General features: G+C 69.3%; 24 protein-coding genes. 8 read left to right on the top strand and 16 right to left on the bottom strand.

Annotated features, from left to right (window positions below):
- Window positions 1-45 precede the first annotated feature (45 nt).
- Window positions 46-573, bottom strand: coding sequence for a M48 family metallopeptidase (locus ORI60_RS20945; protein WP_266039418.1), 528 nt, complete (start codon window positions 571-573; stop codon window positions 46-48).
- A gap of 195 nt (window positions 574-768) precedes the next feature.
- Here ORI60_RS20945 and ORI60_RS20940 point away from each other — a divergent pair, with 195 nt between their 5' ends.
- From ORI60_RS20940 to ORI60_RS20925, 4 genes are all read left to right on the top strand, one after another.
- Window positions 769-924, top strand: coding sequence for a DUF5679 domain-containing protein (locus tag ORI60_RS20940; RefSeq protein ID WP_169746029.1), 156 nt, complete (start codon window positions 769-771; stop codon window positions 922-924).
- 45 nt (window positions 925-969) lie between these two features.
- A complete protein-coding gene (locus ORI60_RS20935; protein WP_266039417.1) occupies window positions 970-1770 on the top strand; it encodes a TOMM precursor leader peptide-binding protein in 801 nt (266 codons plus the stop codon).
- Window positions 1767-3077 carry an ABC1 kinase family protein gene (locus tag ORI60_RS20930; protein WP_266039416.1) on the top strand — a complete coding sequence of 437 codons (1311 nt, stop codon included), beginning with the start codon at window positions 1767-1769 and terminating at the stop codon, window positions 3075-3077. Before ORI60_RS20935 ends, ORI60_RS20930 begins: the two co-directional genes overlap by 4 nt.
- A gap of 85 nt (window positions 3078-3162) precedes the next feature.
- On the top strand, window positions 3163-3705 hold the full coding sequence (locus ORI60_RS20925) for a hypothetical protein (RefSeq protein ID WP_266039415.1): 543 nt from the start codon (window positions 3163-3165) through the stop codon (window positions 3703-3705).
- Between the two features lie 938 nt (window positions 3706-4643).
- On the opposite strand, the gene ORI60_RS20920 is transcribed toward ORI60_RS20925, so the two are convergent.
- From ORI60_RS20920 to ORI60_RS20905, 4 genes are all read right to left on the bottom strand, one after another.
- Entirely contained in the window at window positions 4644-5465 is an 822-nt protein-coding gene (locus ORI60_RS20920) for a class I SAM-dependent methyltransferase (protein WP_266039413.1), read from the bottom strand.
- 338 nt (window positions 5466-5803) lie between these two features.
- Window positions 5804-6124: a WhiB family transcriptional regulator gene (locus tag ORI60_RS20915; RefSeq protein WP_030481533.1), complete on the bottom strand. Its 321-nt coding sequence runs from the start codon at window positions 6122-6124 to the stop codon at window positions 5804-5806.
- A 99-nt stretch (window positions 6125-6223) separates the two neighbouring features.
- A complete protein-coding gene (locus ORI60_RS20910; RefSeq protein ID WP_266039411.1) occupies window positions 6224-6496 on the bottom strand; it encodes a hypothetical protein in 273 nt (90 codons plus the stop codon).
- Window positions 6497-6642: 146 nt separating this feature from the next.
- Window positions 6643-8712, bottom strand: coding sequence for an ATP-dependent DNA helicase UvrD2 (locus ORI60_RS20905; RefSeq protein ID WP_266039409.1), 2070 nt, complete (start codon window positions 8710-8712; stop codon window positions 6643-6645).
- Between the two features lie 82 nt (window positions 8713-8794).
- Between ORI60_RS20905 and ORI60_RS20900 the strand changes: the two genes are divergently transcribed.
- Window positions 8795-9526, top strand: a complete 732-nt coding sequence (locus ORI60_RS20900; RefSeq protein WP_266039408.1) for a DUF4191 domain-containing protein — start codon at window positions 8795-8797, stop codon at window positions 9524-9526.
- A gap of 74 nt (window positions 9527-9600) precedes the next feature.
- On the opposite strand, the gene ORI60_RS20895 is transcribed toward ORI60_RS20900, so the two are convergent.
- Window positions 9601-10074: an RDD family protein gene (locus ORI60_RS20895; RefSeq protein WP_266039407.1), complete on the bottom strand. Its 474-nt coding sequence runs from the start codon at window positions 10072-10074 to the stop codon at window positions 9601-9603.
- 169 nt (window positions 10075-10243) lie between these two features.
- On the opposite strand from ORI60_RS20895, the gene glnA reads away from it, so the two are divergent.
- Window positions 10244-11668 carry a type I glutamate--ammonia ligase gene (gene glnA, locus ORI60_RS20890; protein ID WP_266039406.1) on the top strand — a complete coding sequence of 475 codons (1425 nt, stop codon included), beginning with the start codon at window positions 10244-10246 and terminating at the stop codon, window positions 11666-11668.
- Between the two features lie 59 nt (window positions 11669-11727).
- Here glnA and ORI60_RS20885 read toward each other — a convergent pair whose 3' ends face one another.
- The 4 genes from ORI60_RS20885 to ORI60_RS20870 form a co-directional block, all read right to left on the bottom strand.
- Window positions 11728-11979, bottom strand: coding sequence for a hypothetical protein (locus ORI60_RS20885; RefSeq protein WP_266039405.1), 252 nt, complete (start codon window positions 11977-11979; stop codon window positions 11728-11730).
- Between the two features lie 88 nt (window positions 11980-12067).
- A complete protein-coding gene (locus ORI60_RS20880; RefSeq protein ID WP_266039404.1) occupies window positions 12068-12565 on the bottom strand; it encodes an NADAR family protein in 498 nt (165 codons plus the stop codon).
- 19 nt (window positions 12566-12584) lie between these two features.
- On the bottom strand, window positions 12585-12746 hold the full coding sequence (locus tag ORI60_RS20875; RefSeq protein WP_266039402.1) for a hypothetical protein: 162 nt from the start codon (window positions 12744-12746) through the stop codon (window positions 12585-12587).
- Between the two features lie 30 nt (window positions 12747-12776).
- Window positions 12777-13316: a hypothetical protein gene (locus ORI60_RS20870; RefSeq protein WP_266039401.1), complete on the bottom strand. Its 540-nt coding sequence runs from the start codon at window positions 13314-13316 to the stop codon at window positions 12777-12779.
- Window positions 13317-13451: 135 nt separating this feature from the next.
- On the opposite strand from ORI60_RS20870, the gene ORI60_RS20865 reads away from it, so the two are divergent.
- Window positions 13452-13685: a hypothetical protein gene (locus ORI60_RS20865; RefSeq protein WP_266039400.1), complete on the top strand. Its 234-nt coding sequence runs from the start codon at window positions 13452-13454 to the stop codon at window positions 13683-13685.
- Window positions 13686-13750: 65 nt separating this feature from the next.
- On the opposite strand, the gene ORI60_RS20860 is transcribed toward ORI60_RS20865, so the two are convergent.
- From ORI60_RS20860 to ORI60_RS20835, 6 genes are all read right to left on the bottom strand, one after another.
- Window positions 13751-14683 (bottom strand): NADP-dependent oxidoreductase, encoded by a 933-nt coding sequence (locus ORI60_RS20860; protein ID WP_266039399.1) that lies wholly within the window; start codon window positions 14681-14683, stop codon window positions 13751-13753.
- Window positions 14680-17580, bottom strand: a complete 2901-nt coding sequence (locus ORI60_RS20855; protein WP_266039398.1) for a bifunctional [glutamine synthetase] adenylyltransferase/[glutamine synthetase]-adenylyl-L-tyrosine phosphorylase — start codon at window positions 17578-17580, stop codon at window positions 14680-14682. The genes ORI60_RS20860 and ORI60_RS20855 overlap by 4 nt, the downstream gene beginning before the upstream one ends.
- Window positions 17581-17609: 29 nt before the next feature.
- Entirely contained in the window at window positions 17610-17795 is a 186-nt protein-coding gene (locus tag ORI60_RS20850) for a hypothetical protein (protein ID WP_089921782.1), read from the bottom strand.
- Complete coding sequence (locus ORI60_RS20845; protein WP_266039397.1) at window positions 17792-18925, bottom strand: inorganic phosphate transporter; 1134 nt, start codon at window positions 18923-18925, stop codon at window positions 17792-17794. The genes ORI60_RS20850 and ORI60_RS20845 overlap by 4 nt, the downstream gene beginning before the upstream one ends.
- A gap of 86 nt (window positions 18926-19011) precedes the next feature.
- A complete protein-coding gene (locus ORI60_RS20840) occupies window positions 19012-19767 on the bottom strand; it encodes a type 1 glutamine amidotransferase (RefSeq protein WP_266039396.1) in 756 nt (251 codons plus the stop codon).
- 25 nt (window positions 19768-19792) lie between these two features.
- On the bottom strand, window positions 19793-20224 hold the full coding sequence (locus tag ORI60_RS20835) for a rhodanese-like domain-containing protein (RefSeq protein WP_266039395.1): 432 nt from the start codon (window positions 20222-20224) through the stop codon (window positions 19793-19795).
- 80 nt (window positions 20225-20304) lie between these two features.
- Between ORI60_RS20835 and ORI60_RS20830 the strand changes: the two genes are divergently transcribed.
- Window positions 20305-20766 (top strand): Lrp/AsnC family transcriptional regulator, encoded by a 462-nt coding sequence (locus tag ORI60_RS20830; RefSeq protein WP_266039393.1) that lies wholly within the window; start codon window positions 20305-20307, stop codon window positions 20764-20766.
- Window positions 20767-21237 lie beyond the last annotated feature (471 nt).

Genomic DNA, 21237 nt, shown 5'->3' with positions numbered 1-21237 from the left:
GCCCGGCGAGCACACCCTCGCCGGGCGCTTCACGTCGTCAAGGCCTCAATCCTCGGTGATCCCTAAGCCTGCGGCGGCCGAGAGACCCTCCAGATAGCCCATGGCCCGCTCGGTCTTCGGGTAGCGGTGGACCCACTCCCAGAAGTCCTTGCCGTGCCCTGGGACGAGCAGGTGCGCGAGCTCGTGCACCAGCACGTAGTCAAGCACCCACGGCGGCACGTCGCGCAGCCGTTCGGACACGCGGATCGTGCCCTCCGTCGGCGTGCACGACGCCCAGCGCGTGCGCATGGGCGGCACCCAGCGCACGCTCGCCGGCTCCGCCAACGAGTCCAGGTAGCGCGCCGAAAGCTCCGCGCACCGCGCCATGAGCGCCTCGTCCGATGTGCGCGCAGGGGACTTCCTGCGCGTCTCACTGCGCTGGAGGCGGCTCAACATCTCCGCCACCCAGTGCTTCTCTTCCCCCTTGGTCATCCGTGCCGGCAGAAGGACGACGACGGTGTCGCCCTCCCGGTACGCGCTGACCATGCGGCGGCGCCGGGGGCTCCGCCGCACTTCCACCCGCGGTTCGGCCATGCAGTCACCGTAAACGCCGCCACCGACAAATTTCCGCCCCCAACCGGCGGCAGGCGCGCACCCGGCGGGTGAAGTTCCACCGAACGGCGGCTGGACACGCGCGGGATCGACATGCGCGATTTCGCACGCTTGCGGAGGTACCGTCGCGCCAAGGTCCCCGAGTGTGTCCGCACTCACAACTGCAAGGGAGGGGCTGTGGCCGACACCTACAACGGCTACTGCGTCAAGTGTCGCGAGAAGCGCGACTTCGACGGCAACGTCGAGGAGACCAATGGGCGGCGCATGGCGAAGGGCACCTGCCCTGTGTGCGGTACGAAGATGACGCGGATCCTCGGCAAGGCCAAGGTCTGACGTTTGCGCTGGCAGGGGGCCACGCCCCCTGCCAGTCTTGCCGTCGTGGACACAAGACCTCGCGTGCGTGCCGGACTGGCCGTGGTGCGCAGAGCCCCCGGCGTCGTGCAGGTCGGCATCGACCCGAAACACGCGGTCGTGATCGACTCGCTGCCCGAGGCACTGGTCGACGAACTGATCGCCCTCGACGGCCGGTACACGGTCGGCGAACTGGGTGAGAGGCTGAAAAGCCGAGGTGGAGACCCCACCCAGCTGGGTGAAGTTCTCGCTTCGCTCGAAGAGGCGGGTCTGCTCGACGACGGTCCCCTGGCGAGGGGTGGGACGGCCGCCGTCCACGGTTCCGGGCACCTCGCACTCTCCATCACCTCGCTTCTGGCGGAATCGAGCGTCCAGCTCGCCCACAACGCCGATCTGACCGTGCTGGCGGCGACGCTCGTCCCCGATCCGAACCTCGTGGGCACGCTGATGGCGTTCCGGACGCCGCATCTGGCCGTGCGCGTGCGTGAGGGCGTGGGGATCGTGGGGCCGCTGGTCCTGCCTGGTCGTTCTTCGTGCCTGAACTGCGCGGACCTGCACCGCACCGACCAGGACCCGGCGTGGCCCGTCATCGCGGCCCAGCTCGTCGGACGGCCCGCCTCGACCGACGTGCTGTTCGCGTCGGGAACCGCGGCGCTGGCGGTGGCGCAGGTCCTGGAGTCGCTGAGCTACGTCCGCGGCCGCGACCAGGTCCCTCCGCCCGTGGTGAACGCCACTCTCGAACTCGACCTGCTGTCCGGTGTTGCTGAGAGGCGAAGCTGGTATCCGCACCCGGACTGTCAGTGCTCCGCACATAACATGGCCGAGTGACCGAGATTCCGCGCAAGGCCGTGCAGCGCACCGCCAAGCTGGCGAGCCTCCCGCTCGGGGTGGCCGGCCGGGTTGTCGGCGGCTGGGGGAAGCGACTGACCGGACGCGCGGCCGACGAGGTCAACGCCGAGGTGACGGCCAAGACGGCCGAACAGGTCTTCGCCGTGCTCGGCCAGCTCAAGGGCGGCGCGATGAAGTTCGGGCAGGCGCTGAGCGTGTTCGAGGCGGCGGTCCCCGACGAGCTCGCGGCCCCGTACCGCGAGGCGCTGACGAAGCTGCAGACCGCGGCCCCGCCGATGCCCGCTCGCACCACGCACCGCGTGCTCGCCGAACAGCTGGGCGCGTCCTGGACGAAGCGCTTCCAGGAGTTCGACGACGTTCCGGCGGCCTCGGCGTCCATCGGCCAGGTGCACCGCGCCGTGTGGCACGACGGCCGCGACGTGGCGGTGAAGGTGCAGTACCCCGGCGCCGACGAGGCCCTGCGCGCCGACCTGAAGCAGCTGCTGCGGTTCAGCCGCCTGCTGCAGGCGATCATGCCCGGCACCGACGTGCGCCCGCTGCTCGAGGAGCTGCGCGACAGGTACCTGGAGGAGCTCGACTACCGCGACGAGGCCGCGAACCAGCGCACGTTCGCGAAGGCCTTCGAGAACGACCCGCACGTGCTGGTCCCCCGCGTCGTCGCCTCGGCGCCCAAGGTCATGGTGACCGAGTGGACCTCCGGCGTGGGCCTGTCGCACATCATCCGCGAGGGCTCGCCCGATGACCGCGACCTGGCGGGCCAGCTCCTCGCCGAGTTCCACTTCTCGGCCCCGTCGCGCTCCGGCCTGCTGCACGCCGACCCGCACCCCGGCAACTTCATGCTGGGCGACGACGGCCGCCTGCGCGTGATCGACTTCGGCGCCGTGGCCCGGCTGCCCGACGGCCTGCCCAAGACGCTCGGCCTGATGACCAGGCTGGCCCTCGACGGCCGCTCCGCCGACCTCGTCGAACTGCTGCGCACCGAGAACTTCATCCGCGAGGGCATGGAGCTGCACGGCGAGGACGTCCTCGGCTACCTGGCGCCGTTCGTGGAGCCGCTGCGCACCGAGTCTTTCCACTTCACCCGCCGCTGGCTGCAGTCTCAGGCCGAACGCGTGGGCGATCTGCGCAGCCCGGATTCGCAGACGGGCCGTTCTTTGAACCTGCCGCCCCAGTATCTGCTGATCCACCGCGTGACAATGGGCGCGACGGGCATTCTCTGCCAGCTCGACGCCCACGTCACCGCGCACGAAATCGTCGCCCGGTGGCAGCCGGGATTCGCCGACTAACTCGTCCGAGTGAATCCCGGCGAAGTTGTCCACAGCTTTGCCACCACCCCACTTCGACCACCACCGGTTGCGCAACCATGAACCCATGGCACCCATCGCGACCACCGCTGAGCTGCGCAAATCCGGGATCTCCTCGCGGGAGGTCCTGCGCCTCTGCACACCCGCCGGCTCCTGGCAGCGGCTGCTGCCAGGCGTAGTTCTGACCACGCCTTCGCCCGCCACTCGTCTCGACCGGCTGCGCGCGGTTCTTTCCTTCGCCGGGCCTTCTTCGGTGATCACGGGAGCCGATGCGCTGGTCCGCCAGGGAGCAGTTCTTCCTCTTCCCCGGCACATTCACGTCCTCGCGGGAAGCAATGTGCGAAGAGCGAATCCGTGGATTCTCCTGGAACGCACCACCCGTCCGCCGGTCGTAGTGGAACGCCACGGCCTGCGGCTCGCGGGTGCCGCACGGGCTGCCCTCGACCTGGCCCGGCGGGAGCTGAACCCGCGCGCCATCGCGGAAGTCCTCGACGCCGTGGTGAGTGCGCGGTTGTGCACGCCGGCGGACCTGCGGGAGGAGTTACGGGTGAGCAGCCGCCGAGGGACGGCGCTGGTCAGGCAGGCCTTGGGCCACCTGTACCCGGGCTGAGGCAGGCGGAGGTGGCGCGCTCGTGTCGTGGCGACGGATCGCGGTTCCCCGCCCAGCGACAAGCCGACTTCGCAGGGCTGATCGGGTGATCGCTTGTGCCCTGACACCGCAGGTCAGCAGGCATGCGCTACAGCTCGGCCCAGGCCGTCACGCCTCGTGGAAGTCCTCGGCGCCGTGGCGAGTGCGGTTGTGCACGCCCGCCGACCTGCGGGAGGAGTTACGGGTGAGCAGGGGCCGAGAAACGGCGCTGGTCAGGCAAGCCTTGAGCCACCGCCACGTCGGCCTGACGGCAGGCCGACGTGGAGTACTCGCGTCATGGGCGACGGACCGCGGTTCCCCGGCCAGCGACAAGCCGACTTCTCGGGGCTGATCGGCTCACCGCCTGCGCCCTGACACCGCAGGTCAGCAGGCATGCGCTCCAGCTCGGCCCACGTTGTCGCGTCTCGCGGACGTGTTAGGTGGTCGACCAGCGACCGGCTCTCCAGGTCGCTGGTCGCGATCCTTCGGCACCAGGCCGATGCGTGTGCGGCGGTCGAGGAAGTCGCTAACCAGGCGGATGTCCCCAATGCGGCGGGGGATCTGCCTGTGGTCGACCGCGTCCGGCGCCATCCTGCGGCAAGTGGCTCTCGCCTCCGACGACCGTGACCACACCTGACCCTGCGGCTCACACCCACGGGCCCGTGCCACCTCAACCCGACCGTTACCGCAGGTCAGACGCACCCCGGCTTCGCCGCGCGATCCGCGGCCCTGGGTGAGTCAGCGCCAGTACTCGTCCGGCAGCTTGCCCTCGATGTCCCGCACGTGGGTCTTCGAGCACGTCTGACACAACCACCGGAGAGACCCACCGGTCCTCTCCGACGACCAGGCCAGGAAGTCCAGGTCGGAAACGGAGGAACGCAGCCGCCCGCATCTGTGGCACACCGGCTCCGCCCCAGCGGTCACCGGCGCCGTCCCAGATGGACGGTGTCGGTTTCCAGCAGGAACACGTCCTCGCGGGCGCCGACGTACTCCGAGTCGGAGGGGTTGAGCAGGCGGCGGAGCGCGTCGCGGTCGGCCGGGTGCAGGTGGGCGCTGGTGATCTCGGCCAGCCAGGTCAGGCGGTCCACCGCCCAGTCGCGGACGAGTTGTTTGGCCGGGGCCGGGTGGTCGACCACGAAGCTGAAGGCGCTGATCTCGCCCAGGCCCGCGTCGGCGAGGGCGACGTTCCAGCCGACCGGGAGGCGGACCGAGCCCGTCATGTTCTCGCGCATCGACACGAACCACGAGGCTCGGGCCGCCGCGATGCGGTCCTGCAGGCCGGGTGAGCCGATGCCGAGGTCCCACGGGAGGAAGCGGGTTTCGAGGCCGCCTTCCGCGAGAGCCAGCCAGCCGCCGGGGGCCAGAGCTTCTACCAGGCGTTTCATGCCGCGCAATTGATCAGGGAGGTGGTGGATCACCCGCGAGCCCCAGATGAGCTCGACCGGGCCGGCGAACGACAGCGGGTCTTCGGCGGCGAGGTCGGCCAGTACCGGCTTCACCGACACGGCGCCGTCGGTTTCCGCGCGGGCCGCGGCGCAGGCCGCGTCGAGGAGTTCGGGGGTGGCGTCGACCAGGACCAGGACGCCTCCGCCGTGGTCTCGCAGGGCCGCGGCGAGCGGCACGCTCATGGAGCCGGCGCCGCAGCCGACGTCCATCACGACTGGCGAGTCGGGCAAGGGCTCGACCAGTCTGCGGGCGACCGAGGTCAGCGCCTCCGCCTGCAGCGAGCCGTAGCGCCTCATCGCGTGGAGGCGAGCTGACCAGTCGATTCCGTCGTGAGTGTGGTGCGGCACAAAAGGGAACGGTACGGAGGAACGGCCGAGGCCGCCATCCACCTTCTCGTGGATGACGGCCTCAGCTCGAGACTGTCAGAGGTCGAAGCGAGCCGCTCTGCGTCCCGCCCATCGCGACAACCTGCGCCAACGTTGCGCTGACGCGAGGCGGTTCGCCAGGCGTTGCTCCTCTGCGAACCTCTGGGCTTCTTGTATTCGTATTCGGACGAGTTCTTCATTCAGAGACATGGGAGTCAGGCCCTCAGTCAGGTAGGCGGGCATTGCGCTGTGGTTGAGCTGCACGGTGTTCACGCTGCCGCCTCCGTCTTGCTGGCAGTGACAACGGTCGCGTCCTTGCGCGGACGGCCACGAGGCCGCTTGCGCGCGATGACGACTCCGCGCTCGAAGATCTCTCCACCCCAGACGCCCCACGGCTCGTGACGAGCGATCGCGCCGGCGAGGCACTCCGCGAGGACCGGGCAGGTCCCGCAGAAGGACTTCGCCTTCTCGAGGTCAGCAGGCGCGTCAGCGAACCAGAGGTCGGGGTTGTGGGTGCGGCAGGGGATGTCGAGCCCCTCCGCGAGGTCCGGAAGTGCCTCGCCCGTGAGCGGGACAGTCGCGGTCAACATCAGGGTTTTCTCCTTGTGTGGGGTACTGCAAAAACACGAAAGCCGCGGACTCTGTACGAGTCCGCGGCTTTCGTGAGCCTGGTGGTCCTTCGACCCCTTCTATGGGGTCGGCAGAAGCCTTCTCACTTGATGCGCGGACAGCGCATTCGTGTAGTTGTCGACGTCATCGATGACCGGCAGCGCGATCGGCTGCTCGGTGCGCACTTCGGCTCCCGCCAGAGCGGTGCCGCGCAGAGCGGTGCCCCGCTCACGACCCAGCAGCGCCACTGGCTTGTGGGCAGAGGTGTGCCACATGGCCTGAGCGGATGCGGACGTGCAGAAGCCCCCGGTCAACGGGAGGCCGAGCGCGCGGGAGATGCTGAAGATCTTCACAACGGGCCACCTCCTCCGAACGAGAGAGCTCTGCATCGAGAGCTAGTAGTAGTTCTTCTTCCCCAGACGGGTCCTCCGGACCCGGCATGAGCAGGTTATGACCCCGTACCTGGGGCTCGCAACCTATTTAACGAAACTTGTCCCGATCAGGTGGCGGAGTACCCGACACCGGCTCGGACCAGGCCCAACACGTCGTCGCCGAACTTATCAAGCTTCGAGGCGCCGATGCCCGAGATCGCGACCAGTCCGGCCGAATCCGTGGGTCGCTGCTCCGCGATCGCCATCAGGGTCGCGTCGGTGAAGACGACGTACGCGGGCACCTTCAGCTCCCGCGCCCGTCCCGCGCGCCACCGGCGCAGCGACTCGAGCAGCTCCTCGTCCACATCGGACGGACAGGACCTGCATCGGCCGAGCTTGACGGCCTGTGCCTCGACCAGCGTCGACGCGCACACCCGGCAGGTCGGCTTCTCCTTCTTCATGAGAGGAGGCCGTTGCGCGCCACCGGACACCCGTGCGGCCGGGTGGTTCTCGGGAACGAGGCTGTAGAGGAACCGCGAACGGCGCCGGTACTTGCGTCCGCCGGCGGCGCGGGCCAGCGCCCAGGAGAGCCAGATGTGCTCACGCGCGCGCGTGACACCTACGTACAGAAGGCGGCGTTCTTCTTCGATCTTCGCCTCGTCGCCGTCCGCGTACTGGATCGGCATCGTGCCCTCGACCAGTCCGACGAGGAACACCGCGTCCCACTCGAGGCCCTTCGACGCGTGCAGCGACGCCAGCGTCACGCCTTCGACCGTCGGCGGGTGCTGCGCTTCGGCACGCATGTCCAGCTCGACGCAGAACCTCGGCAGGTCGGCGTCGGGCGTGGCGGCGGCGAACTCCTCGGCGAGCTCGACGATCGCGAGCAGCGACTCCCAGCGTTCCCGCGCGCTGCCGCCGGTCGGCGGCTCGTCGGTCAGCCCGACGCGGTGGAGCGCCGAGCGCACGACCTCGGGAAGGCTCCCGTCGGGAGCGCCCGACGAGCGCAGCGTGATCATCGCCTGGCGCACCTCGGCGCGTTCGAAGAACCGCTCACCTCCGCGCACCAGGTACGGGATGCCGAGCCCGGCGAGCGCCTGTTCGTACACCTCGGACTGCGCGTTGACGCGGTAGAGGATCGCGATCTCGGACGCCGCGACGCCCTCGTCGAGCAGCGTCTTGACGCGGCCCGCGACGGCGTCGGCCTCGCTCGGCTCGTCGTCGAACTCGTGGAACCGCGGCTTCGGCCCGTCCGGCCGCTGCCCGATCAGCTGCAGGCGTGAGCCGGCCGGACGCCCGCGGGCCCACTTGATCACGTCGTTGGCCAGCTCGACGACCTGCGGCGTCGACCGGTAGTCGCGCTCCAGCCGCACGACGACCGCCTCGGGGAACCGGCGCCCGAAGTTGAGCAGCGGCTGCGGTGAGGCGCCCGCGAAGGAGTAGATGGTCTGGTTCGCGTCGCCGACCACGGTCAGGTCGTCGCGAGCGCCCAGCCACGAGTCGAGCACGCGCTGCTGCAGCGGCGTCACGTCCTGGTACTCGTCCACGACGAAGCAGCGGTAGCGGTCGCGGAACTCCTGCGCGACCTCCGCGTTGTCCTCCAGCGCGCCCGCCGTGTAGAGCAGCAGGTCGTCGAAGTCGAGCAGCTGCGCCTCGGTCTTGAGCTGCTCGTAGGTCGTGTAGAGCTTCATGATCTGTTCGGCGGGCGCCGGGATGTCCCGCGCGGCGCGAGCGGCGGCGGCCGGGTAGTCCTCCGGCGTCAGCAGGGACGCCTTCGCCCACTCGATCTCGCTGGTCAGGTCGCGCAGCGCGTCCGACTCGGTCGGCATCCCCAGCCGGGACGCGGCGCGGGCGACGACGCGGATCTTCTGGTCGACGAGCTCCCAGCGCGGACCGCCGATGACGCGCGGCCAGAAGTAACGCAGCTGGCGTGAGGCGGCGGCGTGGAAGGTCACGGCCTGTGCGCCGTGCACGTCCAGAGAGCGCAAACGTGTGCGCATCTCCCCCGCGGCGCGCTTGGTGAACGTGACGGCGAGGACCTGCGACGGAGCGACGTGGCCGCGCTGGCACAGGTAGGCGATGCGGTGCGTGATGGTGCGCGTCTTACCTGTGCCGGCACCCGCGAGCACGCACACGGGGCCACGCGGGGCCTCCACCGCGGCGCGCTGTTCCGGATCGAGTCCCTCCAGCAACGCGTCCATGCCCGGCAGTCTCGCAGATGGCCGAGCTGTGCTAAGTCAGGCTCCCGCTGTGTTCGAGAATTTCGGCCAGTACCCTGTGGGTATGGCTGGTAAGCAGGACAAGGCGGCGGCGAAGGAAGCGGCGAAGGTTCGCCGCGCGGCTTCACGCGCGCGGCGCAAGCAGATCTTCGAGGCGTTCAAGATGCAGCGCCGCGAGGACAAGGCGCTCATCCCGATGATGCTGGGCGCCCTGCTCGGTGTCACCGCGATCGCCGTGGTCCTGGGCATCGTCTTCAACGCCGTGTGGATGTTCGTACCGCTGGGCGTCGCGATCGGCGCGCTGCTGGCCGTCATCATCTTCGGCCGCCGCGTCCAGAGCAACGTCTTCCGCAAGGCGGACGGCCAGCCGGGCGCCGGCGCCTGGGCGCTCGAGAACCTGCGCGGCCGCTGGCGCGTCACGCCCGCCGTCGCGGGCACCACGCAGCTCGACGCCGTGCACCGCGTGCTGGGCCGGCCGGGCGTCGTCCTGGTCGCCGAGGGTGCGCCGCAGCGCGTGAAGCCGCTCCTCGCGCAGGAGAAGAAGCGCATCGCCCGCGTCGTCGGCGAGACCCCGATCTACGACTTCATCATCGGCAGCGAAGAGGGCCAGGTCCCGCTGAAGAAGCTGCAGTCGAAGCTGATGAAGCTGCCGCGCAACATCACGGCCGCCCAGGTCGACTCGCTGGAGACCCGCCTCGCCGCGCTGGCCAGCCGTGGTGCCGCACTGCCCAAGGGCCCGATGCCGGCGGGCGCGAAGATGCGCAACGTCCAGCGCGCCATGCGCCGCCGGGGCTGACCGAACCCGCTCCCACCAGCGTGAAGAGGCCCGCCGCACATCTCGTGCGGCGGGCCTCTTCGCGTTCTCGGTGGCTAGCGGACCTTGATGACGACGGTGCCGGCCGCCTTGTCGTGCAGGCAGCGGCCGTCCGAGTCCCAGACCAGCGCCGGGATCAGCGGGAAGATGAGCACGGTGCGCAGCAGGGCGCGCGGCAGGTGCACGAACGTCTTGCCGTCGATCCGCGCCACCCGCAGCCCGAGCAGCGCGTGCCCCGGGGTGAACCCGAAGAACGCGACGGCGACAGTCGTGATCACGAACCAGGCCAGCAGGCTCCAGTTCTTGGGCAGGTCAGGCTGGGTGAAGACCGCCGCGACGCCCGCGGCGAGGAGGAAGTCGACCAGGATGGCGAACGTGCGCCGCCCGATCGAGGCGATGGAGCCCGGCCCCTCCTTGGGGAAGCCGTGACGCTCACCACGCCAGCGCTGTTGCGTGCCGTCGTTCGAGTCTTCACCCGGCGACAGCACCGAATTGGGTCCTGACAGCCACGAACCGGTCCACCTGCTCACCCCACCAGAGTAAAGCCGTGCTCAACGGGTGAGCATCCGCAGGTCGCCTTGCCCACTTGGACGGCCCCGTTAACACTGGCGAAACATCGGAGTGACGGACGGGCAACACCGCCGACATACGGTCACTCGCGATGACCAGCCGTTGTCCATAGTCAAGGAGTCGACGAGGGTGTTCAAGAATTCCGACGAGGTGCTGAAGTTCATCACCGACGAGGGCGTCAAGTTCGTCGACGTGCGGTTCAGCGACCTGCCCGGCGTGATGCAGCACTTCACGCTGCCCGCCAAGGCGTTCGACGCCGACGCGATCGAAGAGGGACTCGCCTTCGACGGCTCCTCCGTGCGTGGTTTCCAGTCCATCCACGAGTCGGACATGCTGCTGCTGCCCGACCTGTACACCGCGCGCCTCGACCCGTTCCGGATCGAGAAGACGCTGATCGTCAACTTCTTCGTGCACGACCCGTTCACGCGTGAGGCGTACAGCCGCGACCCGCGCAACATCGCGCGCAAGGCCGAGCAGTACATCACCGACTCGGGCATCGCCGACACCGCGTACTTCGGTGCCGAGGCCGAGTTCTACATCTTCGACTCGGTGCAGTTCGACACCACCGCGAACGGCTCGTTCCACAAGGTCGACGCGGTCTCCGGCTGGTGGAACACCGGCCGTGAGGAAGAGGGCGGCAACCTCGGCTACAAGGTCAAGTACAAGGGTGGCTACTTCCCCGTCACCCCGAACGACCACTACGCCGACCTGCGCGACCAGATGGTCCTCAACATGGAGGCCCAGGGCTTCACCGTCGAGCGCGCCCACCACGAGGTCGGCACCGGCGGCCAGGCCGAGATCAACTACAAGTTCAACACGCTGCTGCACGCCGCGGACGACCTGATGCTGTTCAAGTACATCATCAAGAACACCGCGTGGCAGGCCGGCAAGACCGTCACCTTCATGCCGAAGCCGCTGTTCGGCGACAACGGCTCGGGCATGCACACGCACCAGTCGCTGTGGAAGGACGGCTCGCCGCTGTTTCACGACGAGAGCGGCTACGCGGGTCTCTCCGACACCGCCCGCCACTACATCGGCGGCATCCTGCACCACGCGCCGTCGCTGCTGGCCTTCACCAACCCGACGGTGAACTCCTACCACCGCCTGGTCCCGGGCTACGAGGCCCCGGTCTCGCTGGTCTACTCCCAGCGCAACCGCTCGGCGTGCGTCCGCATCCCGATCACGGGCAACAACCCGAAGGCCAAGCGCATCGAGTTCCGCTGCCCCGACTCCTCGGGCAACCCGTACCTCGCCTTCTCGGCGATGGTCATGGCGGGCCTCGACGGCGTGAAGAACAAGATCGAGCCGCCGGCCCCGATCGACAAGGACCTCTACGAGCTCCCGCCCGAGGAGGCCCGCGACGTCAAGCAGGTCCCCGCGACGCTGGACGCCGTGCTCGACAACCTCGAGGCGGACCACGAGTTCCTGCTCGAGGGTGGCGTGTTCACGCCGGACGTGATCGACACCTGGATCTCGTACAAGCGCGAGCAGGAGATTGACCCGCTGCGTCTGCGCCCGAACCCCTACGAGTTCGCGCTCTACTACGACGTGTGATCGGCTGAGCTTCGCGTCGAAGGCCCGGTGGGGACGTCCCCGCCGGGCCTTCGGCCGTTCTAGGTGGCGAGCAGGGTCGCGGTGGACGACGCCCCGCTGACCCGGACGTTCGACACGAGCACGTCGGCCTCACCGCCGGTCGGCAGCTTGATGCGCGCCTCACCGCCGGTGAGCTCCGCCGAGGCCGTGCCCGCGCCGGACAGCTGCCACTGACCGCCGTCGTCGACGGTCTCGATCAGATCGACCCGGTCCATCACGACCGCGTTGCCGTCCGCGTAGATGAGCCGGGCCGGTCCCGAGTAGCTGAACATCAGTTCTCCCCTGCCGGATCTCCCTGACGCTGGAACACACGTACAGGGCGGCCGCGGGGTTCAGGTGATGATCCGAAGAGGACTGGTGTCACGCGGCGAGGCGGGTGCGGACCTCCATCAGGGCCTCGCCGAGCAGGTTGAGTCCCAGCCACTGCGCGGGGTCGGCGGCACGCGGGTCGGACGCGACGAGGCCGATACCCCACACCCGGTCCTGCGGGCTGGCCTCGACGAGAACGCGGGAACCCGTGCCCAGCAAGTAGGACCGCAGTGCGGGGTCCTGGCCGAACTTCGCCAGGTTGCCCTCGACCACGATCTCCAGGCGCGCGGAAACCCACTGGTCGTCGGAGAAGCCCGAGACCTGCCGGCCCAGCGCCTTGGCCTCGCCCGGCGTGCGGGCGGCCAGCACGCGCTCGGCCACGGCGGTGTCGTCGAAGAGCAAAGCCTTGCGCCACATCATGTAGTGCTCGGCGGACGCGAACTGCTGCCCGTCGGCGACGAAGGTGCACGGCCACCACTGCGACAGGCAGCCCTTGCCGATGCCGCCGTCACGTTCGGGCTGGTGGCCCCAGAAGAACAAGTACTTCACAAGGCGCCAGGCTAGCCACCTAGCCGCGTGATTCCTCGGGATTTTCGTCCGGCTCCAGCATCTCCGGCTCACGCCAGGGCTCTGAGCGCGTCGGTCCGTTGGCACGCAGCTCGTTCTCGACCTCCTTCTTCAGGTGGTCGTCCTTGGCGAACCCGTGCTGGTCACTTCCGCGTTGCGTCATGCATCAGGCGTACCCGGTGCCGCCGGGAAATCACTTCGGCAGCGGGATTCCCGCGATCGTGATCGCGGCGCCCGTCGGGGCGAACTGGCCGGAGATCGACGAGAACGTCAGAGTGAGCGAGTTCACACCCGTGCCGAGCTTCTCGTCGAGCACGACGGTGCCCGAGGTGGTGGTGCCCTGGGTGACGAGACCGTCCCACTTGCTGCTCGACGCCGCGTAGGTGCGGTTCAGATCGTCCACAACGGCGATGCCGACCACGGGGAGGGTCATCCTGGCTTGGGAGGCGTTCGTGGCCGTCACGAAGAGCTTCACGCGGCCGTTCGCGGCTTCCACGCGAGTGACCTCGACGGTCAGCATGCCGCGCTGTTGCTTGAACGAGCCCGTGGTGACCTTCACTTCCGCTGACGGCTCTGTCGTTTCCAGTGCGCCATCAGGGGTTTCGACACCGTTCGACGTAGTCGTCGTGGCGGTGACGTTGGGCTGCGCGGCGGAGTTGTTGCCACTCAGTGCATACTCGATCACACCGAGTAGTGCGAGCACACCGGCAGCCACGCCCGCGATGGCGATCACGGTCTTTCCTCGGCGCGTGACCCTGCGATGCTGCATGACTTCCTCTGCTAGACCCCCGACGAACCACAGCTCCCCCACTGAGCGCGCCCAGTCTCATCTCGATTGGGTGAAACGTCAATGCGCTAGGGTCCGCGCGTGTCTCAAGATGTCGCCGAATTCACGGCTCCGCAGCTGCTCACCACCCACATCTTCGACTCGGCACCCGATGCTCTCGAAGCGGTCCAGGCCGCTGACGTGCTCGACCTCGGTGTCCGCGTCTACAACCGGCTCGTGCCCGACACCGACGACGCGGAAGCGTTGGAGGAGGAGTGGGTGGTCGAGATCTACACCAGCGCTCCGGCGGTGGACCCCGACTCCGACGAGGACTGAGCAGTTCCAGGTTCGGGGGCACACCGCGAGGTGCGCCCCCGAACCTGAAGAAATACCTGAAGATTTCAGACGGTCAGTACAACTTTTCCTCGCACATGGCCACCTTCGAGCAGCTTGTGCGCCTTCACGGCCTCCGCCAACGGAAAAGTCTGCTGCACCTCGACGCGCAGCTTCCCGGCCGCGACCAGGTCCACCAGCCACTGCGTCTGCCCGGCGTCAGGCCGCGCCCAGGTGTTGACCACGCCGTTCTCCCGCGCCCGTGCTCCATCCACAATGGACGTCATCCGCGCCCGGTCGCGCACCAGCTGCAGCGACTGGTCGAACGCGAGCCCTCCCGCGTTGTCGACCACCACGTCGACCCGGCCGTCGCCACCGACGAGCTCCGCGACCGAGTCGACCAGCGCGTCACCGTAGGCGACCGGTTCCGCGCCGAGCGAGCGCACGAAGTCGTGGTTGCGCGGCGACGCTGTGCCGATCACCCGTGAGGCGCCCAGTTCCCGCGCGATCTGCACCTGGAGGTGCCCGACGCCACCGGCGGCCGCGTGCACCAGGACGACGTCGCCGGAACCGATGCCGGCCGCCTTCAACGACTGCAGCGCCGTCAGCCCCGCCAGCGGCAACGCGCCCGCGGTCACGAAGTCCACGGTGGACGGTTTGCGCGCGATCATGCGGTCCGGCAGCGAGACCGACTCGGCGCAGGTGCCGAACTGGACGTGGTCCTTGCGCGCGTACGCGAGCACCTCGTCGCCCGGCTTCCAGTCGTACACGCCGATGCCGACCGCCCGCACCACACCCGCCACGTCCCAGCCGGGGATCAGCGGCAGGTGGTGCGGCAGCAGCCCCTGCAGGTACCCGGCTCTGATCTTGCAGTCCACCGGGTTCACCCCGGCCGCGCGCACGTCCACCAGCACGTGATCGGGCCCGACCAGCGGATCGGGCACTTCCTGCAACGACATGACCTCGGCTTCACCGAACCGGGTGTACGCGATCGCTTTCACGGTTTCTCACCGTAGAAGACACGCTCCGCCACCGCACGTGCACGACGAGTGGTCCTGCGGTACTCCTCCAGGAACTCACCCGGATCGCCACCGGGTGCGTAGCCCATCACCGAGGCGACCGCGACGAGGTCACGCCCGGACGTCGGCAGTTGATCAGAGGCCTTGCCCTTCACCAGCATCACGGCGTTGCGCGCCTGCGTCGCGAGGTTCCACGCGGTGGTCAGCGCGGTGGCGTCGTCGGCGGCGAGCAGACCGGCCTCGACGGCCGCTCCCATGGCGGCCATTGTGGACGGTGTGCGCAGGCCGGGCACCGCGCCGGAGTGTTGCAGCTGCAACAACTGCACGGTCCACTCGACGTCCGCGAGCCCGCCGCGCCCGAGCTTGGTGTGCGTGCCCGGATCGGCGCCGCGCGGCAGCCGTTCCGCGTCGACCCGCGCCTTGATCCGCCGGATCTCCCGCACGGACGCCGCGTCCAGACCGGCGGCCGGGTACCGCAGCGGCTCGATCAGCTCCTCGAAGTCGGCTCCCAGCGCGGCGTCGCCCGCGATGAACCGGGCGCGCAGCAGCGCCTGCTTCTCCCAGAGCTCGGCCCACTGCCGGTAGTACGCGCGGTAGGAGTCCAGCGTCCGCACCAGCGGCCCCTGCCTGCCCTCGGGCCGCAGGTCCGCGTCGACCTGCAACGGCGGGTCCTGCGACGGCGCGCCGAGCAGCCGCCGGATCTTCTCCACGACCCCGCTCGCCCACTTCACCGCCTCGGCGTCGGACACGCCCTCGTGCGGCCGGCACACGAACATCACGTCCGCGTCCGAGCCGTACCCGAGCTCGTGCCCGCCGAGCCGGCCCATCCCGATCACGGACACCGCCGCCAGGGACTCGCCGGACGACCGCACCGCCGCGTCCAGAGCGCTCTGCAACACCGAACCCCACACCTCGGACAGCGAGACGCACACCGTCTCCAGCGGCATGAAGCCCAGCAGGTCCGCCGCGGCGATCCGCAGCATCTCGTGGCGCCGCAACGACCGTGCCGCCGCGATCGCCCGCGCCGCGTCGCCGTACCGGGAAACGGCGCTGCGCAGGGGTTTCCCGATCGAGTGCGGATCACCGCCGACCAGCGCCTCGGTGTCGGCGAGCAGCCGCATCACCTCCGGCGCGCGCACCAGCAGGTCCGGCACGAAGCGCGACGTGCCCAGCAGCACGGCGAGCCGTTGGACGACAGCGCCCTCGTCACGCAGAAGCCTCAGGTACCAGGGGGTTTCCGCGAGTGCTTCGGACACCTTCCGGTACGCGAGCAGCCCGCCGTCCGGATCGGGCGTGCCGGCGAAGAGGTCGAGCAGCACCGGCAACAGGGCACCCTGGATGCGGGCCCGCCGCGACATCCCGTGCGTCAACGCCTGGATGTGCCGCAACGCGCCGTCCGCGGACATGTACCCCAACGCCGCCAGCCGAGCCACGGCCTCCTTCGTGGTGAGCCGCAACGCCTCGGTCGGCACGCCCGCGACGGACTGCAGCAGCGGCCGGTAGAACAGCTTCTCGTGCAGCCGCCGGACCTGGTTGGCGTGCTTGCGGAACTCCGCGAGCAGCACCTGCCCCTCGGACTTCTGCCCGTCCGCCGCGAGCCCCACCGAACGCGCCAGCCACCGCAACGCCGTCGCGTCGTCGTCGGCCGGGAACAGGTGCGTGCGCAGTAAACGCTGCAGCTGCAGCCGGTGCTCCAGCGTGCGCAGGAACCGGTACGAGCGCCCGAACTCCGCCGCGTCCTCGCGACCGACGTACCCGCCCTGGCCCAGCGCGGCCAGCGCGGCCGTCGTCGCCTGGATGCGCAGGTCCTCGTCGGAACGCCCGTGGACGAGCTGCAGCAGCTGGACCGCGAACTCCACGTCGCGCAGACCGCCGCGGCCGAGCTTCAACTCGCGTTCGGCGAGCCCGGTCGGCACGTGGTCCTCGACCCGGCGCCGCATGGCCTGCACGTCCTCGACGAAGTTCTCGCGCTCGGCCGCCGTCCACACGTAGGGTCGCACGACGTCGAGGTACGCCTGCCCCAGCTCGGCGTCACCGGCGACCGGCCGTGCCTTCAGCAGCGCCTGGAACTCCCAGGTCCGCGCCCACTTCTTGTAGTACGACGCGTGCCCGTCCAGCGTGCGGACCAGCGCGCCCGCCTTGCCCTCGGGCCGCAGCGCCGCGTCGACCTCGAAGCACGACTGACCGGCGATCTGCATCATCGTGCTGGCCAGCCGCGTCGCCACCCCCAGGTCGCCCTCGGCGACGAACACGACGTCGACGTCGCTCACGTAGTTCAGCTCGTTCGCGCCGCACTTGCCCATCGCGATCACCGCGAGCCGGCAGCGGTCCGCGCCGTTCACCCGCTCCGCCGCGAGCTTCAGCGACGCCTTCAGCGCCGACACGGCCAGATCGGACAGCTGCGCCGCCACGGTGTCGTACGGGACGTACGGCAGCTCGGGCTCAACGACGTGCGCGAGGTCGTTCGCGGCAACGAGCAGCAGCTTCGCCCGGTACTCCGTGCGCAGCACGTCGCCGTCCGCCAGCTCCAGCGACACGTCGACCTCGTCGGTCAGCGAACGCCACCGGCCGGGGTTCGCGACGAGGAAGTCCGAGAGCGCGGTGGACGAGCCGAGCACCGCGAGCAGACGCCCGCGCACCACGACGTCCTTGTGCAGCGCGGCCGACAGGGCATCCCAGTCGGCGACAGCTTGGAGGCGTTCCAAGCCGCGCAGCGCGAGGTCCGGATCGGGGCAGCGGGACAACGCGGACAACACCGCTTCGGAGCCCTCGGTGGGCCGGCGGTCGGCCCACAGGCCGAGGCCGCGCAGCACTTCCTCGCTGCGCGGTTCGGTGAGCCCGAATCTTGCTGGTGACGCGTGGCGCACTGGTTCGCTCATCGTGAGCCAACCCTAATGCCCTCACACGGCTAGAAGACGATCAGTGAGAGTCCGTAGAGCACGACGGCGACGCAACCGGCGAAGCTCGCGTACGCGGGCACCTTCTTGTCACCCGACAGTGCGCGGATGCCGACGACGAACAACGTCACGACCAGAACCGTGACCAGCAGCGTGGCGCCGAAGACCTGGAGAAGCGCCGTCCAGTCGACCTTCATGCCGCCACCTTGTGCAGCTCGGCCTGCGCCGCGACCTCGTCGACGATGTGCTCCGGCTTGACCGGCTCACGGCGCGCCATGATCCAGATGCCGAGCGACACCACGATGCCGATGGTGGCGACGCCGATGATGCCGACGGTGCCGGTCGACGCCCACTTGCCCGCGAGCGCTCCGACGATGCCGGCGGCGGGCAGCGTGAACAGCCAGCCGGCCGCCATCTTGCCCATGGTGCCCCAGTTGACGCCGTTGCGGTCGCGGCCGAGGCCGGAGCCCATGATGCCGCCGGACGCGACGTGCGTGGTGGACAGTGCGAAGCCGAGGTGCGACGACGCGAGGATCGCCGTGGCCGTCGAGGTCTGCGCCGCGAAGCCCTGCGCGGGCTCGATGGTCGTCAGGCCGCGGCCCAGCGTGTGCGTGATGCGCCAGCCGCCGAGGTACGTGCCCGCCGCGATCGCGAGACCGGCGCTGACGATCACCCAGGTGGGCGGGCCGGAGCCGGGAGCGAGCGAACCGGACGTGATCAGCGCGAGCGTGATGATGCCCATGGTCTTCTGCGCGTCGTTCGTGCCGTGCGCGAGGGAGACGAGCGAGGCGGACGCGACCTGGCCGACCTTGAAGCCGGTGTGCGCGACGCGCGGGTCCGCCGCCTTCTTGAGCCGGTAGACGACGATCGTGGCGATGGCCGCGACCAGCCCGGCGACCAGTGGCGCGACGATCGCGGGCACCAGGACCTTGTCGACGACCTTGGCGAAGTGGATGGCGTCCACACCGGACGCGACCCAGGCCGCACCGATCAGGCCGCCGAACAAGGCGTGCGACGAGCTCGACGGCAGGCCGACGTACCAGGTGACGAGGTTCCACATGATCGCGCCGACCAGCCCGCCGAAGATGATGGCGGGCGTGATCTGCGCGTCGTCGACGATGCCGCCGGAGATGGTCTTGGCGACCTCCACGGAGAGGAAGGCGCCCACGAGGTTGAGAACCGCCGACAGCGCGACCGCCGTGCGGGGCTTCAACGCACCCGTGGCGATGGAGGTGGCCATGGCGTTGGCCGTGTCGTGGAACCCGTTGGTGAAATCGAAGATGAGAGCGGTGATGACGACGATGATCACCACAAGAGCGGGATCCACAGTGATCCTCCGGCTGGATCGAACAAGCTGTCCAGGAGATTACGGTACCGCCAACGGAGGATGTCTTAAAACCTACGAAAGTAACGTCACACCAGCGGAAGTTGTGTCCCTGAGCCCATCGCCGGCAACAGTTCTCCCCGAACGAGTTTCGCGAATCGGCCGACGAACGGCTGCCACACCTCTTCGAAGTCGCGGTGCGCCTGCTCGAGGAACTCCTGGTCGAAGTGGTGAGCTCGCGCACACGAAGCCGATTCAGGATCTTTGGCGGCCCAGTTCAAGACGATTTCCGGCGTCGTCTCGATGTGGAACTGGAGGCCGTAAGCGCTCTCCCCGACACGGAACGCCTGATTCGGATATTTCGGGGACGCCGCGAGGTGCTCCGCGCCGGGCGGCAGCAGGTGCACCTCGTCGTTGTGGAACTGCAGCACGTCCGGCGTGAACGGCAGGTCCGCGAACAGCGGGTCGCCGGCCGCGGCGTCGCGCTTCGCCACCAGCAGCACCCCGACCTCGGGCCCCTGCGGTCCCTTGCGGACCTGACCACCGGTGGCGGCCGCGAGCAGCTGCGCACCGAGGCAGATCGCGAGGGTGGGCAGCCGCTTCGACACAGCGCTCGACAGCAGCCGGCGGGCGTCCGCGAGCCACGGGTGGTCGAGGTCGTCGAGCGCGCCCATCTCGCCACCGAGACAGACGACGCCCTGGTAGCCGTCGAGGTTCTCCGGCGCGGGCTCGTCCTTGAGCGCCACGAGGTGGAGGTCGATGCCTTCGGCCTCGAGCCAGTCCCCGAGCTTGGCCAGCGGGTCTGACTGCGAGGGCTGCAGGACGAGCAGGCGTGGTGCGTTCACGCGGTTGAGCCTATGTCGGACGAGGTCAGCAATGACACGCGACCTTGGATACGCCCGCTGCGGCGAACTGGTCCGACTCGACCGGATAACCGGCCTCCCGCCAGGCCGTGATGCCGCCCGAGAGCCGCTTGACGCGGTACCCCCGCTGCGCGAGCGCGAGGGCGCCCTTGGTCGCCGCATTGCACTGGAAGCTCTCGCAGTAGCAGATGTAGACGAGGTCCGGATCGAGGTCGAGCCGCTCCGGCAGGTCGCGGTAGGGCAGGTTGATCGCGCCGGGGATGCGAGCCTGCGCGAACGCCTCCGGAGCGCGCGTCTCCACGAGGACGTAGCCCCGGACGTTGCCGTCCTGCATGTCGCGGTGCACGTCGTCGGGATCGGCCTCGAACGCGAGCTCGGCGGCGAAGTGGGCGGCAGCGGCGTGCGGGTCGGCGGCGGGGAAGCGCAGTGCGTTCGTCATGCCTTCGATCCTGCTTGGACCGCTCCAGTTCGGACATGCGGAAGTCCAGGCGTTCGGGACGTTCTCCTTATGATTTCCAGGTGGAACTCGACGCCGTGGACTGGAAGATCCTGTCGCTGCTGCAGCAGGACGGCCGCATGTCGTTCAGCGCGCTGGGCCGCGTCGTCTCGCTGTCCGCGCCGGCGGTGACCGAACGGGTGCGGCGCCTCGAGTCGCTGGGCGTGATCACGGGCTTCACCGCGGTCGTGTCCCCTTCACGGCTGGGCCTGCCGATCGAGTCGATCGTGCGCGTGCGGGTGCGGTCGCTCGACACGCCGCGGTTCCGCTCCCAGGTCCTGGTGCTGCCGCAGATCCTCGACGCCGACCACGTCACCGGCGACGACTGCTGGCTGCTGCGGGTCGTCTGCCGGTCGATGGTCGAGCTGGAGGAACTCGTCGAGGTGATGCAGCGCTACGGCGACACGACGACCTCGCTCGTGTTCTCCTCCCACGTCCGCAACCGGGCGCTGTCGCCCGAGCTCTTCACTCGGACGAGTGATTGATGTCCGGATCCACGCTTGAGCGCGTCTAGTGGATGTCCTGATTTCATGATCATCCACCTCCGCGGAGTCAGAAGCGCGCGTGGGGAGCAGCCGGGTTGCTGCGTTTTGGGTGTGGCGATCGGGGAGCAGTGCTTGGGAGAGCAGTGCTTGATGGGGCGGTTCGGCTGCGGCGCCTGGGGGCGCATTTGAGGTGGGCCGCCTGAGCGGATCGCCAGCGGCGGATCGCCAGCGGCGGATCGCCAGCGGCGGATCGCCAGCGGGGATCGGCGGTGGTGAGTGGCCTGGGCAGATCGCCGCCAGTGGGCGGCTTGCGTTGGACGGCTCGAGGGATCGCCGGCGGTGGGTCGCCTGAGCGGAGTATGTGGTGGATAGCTTGAGCGGATCACCTGTGGGAGAGCGCTGAGCGGGGCGCGGTCAGGGCTGCGCGGTCAGGGCTGCGCGGTCAGGGCTGCGCGGTCAGGGCTGCGCGGT

Origin of the sequence: Lentzea sp. NEAU-D7 (genome assembly GCF_026242055.1) — a bacterium.
Taxonomy (GTDB): Bacteria; Actinomycetota; Actinomycetes; order Mycobacteriales; family Pseudonocardiaceae; genus Lentzea.
This window is presented reverse-complemented; position numbering and strand designations above follow the sequence as displayed.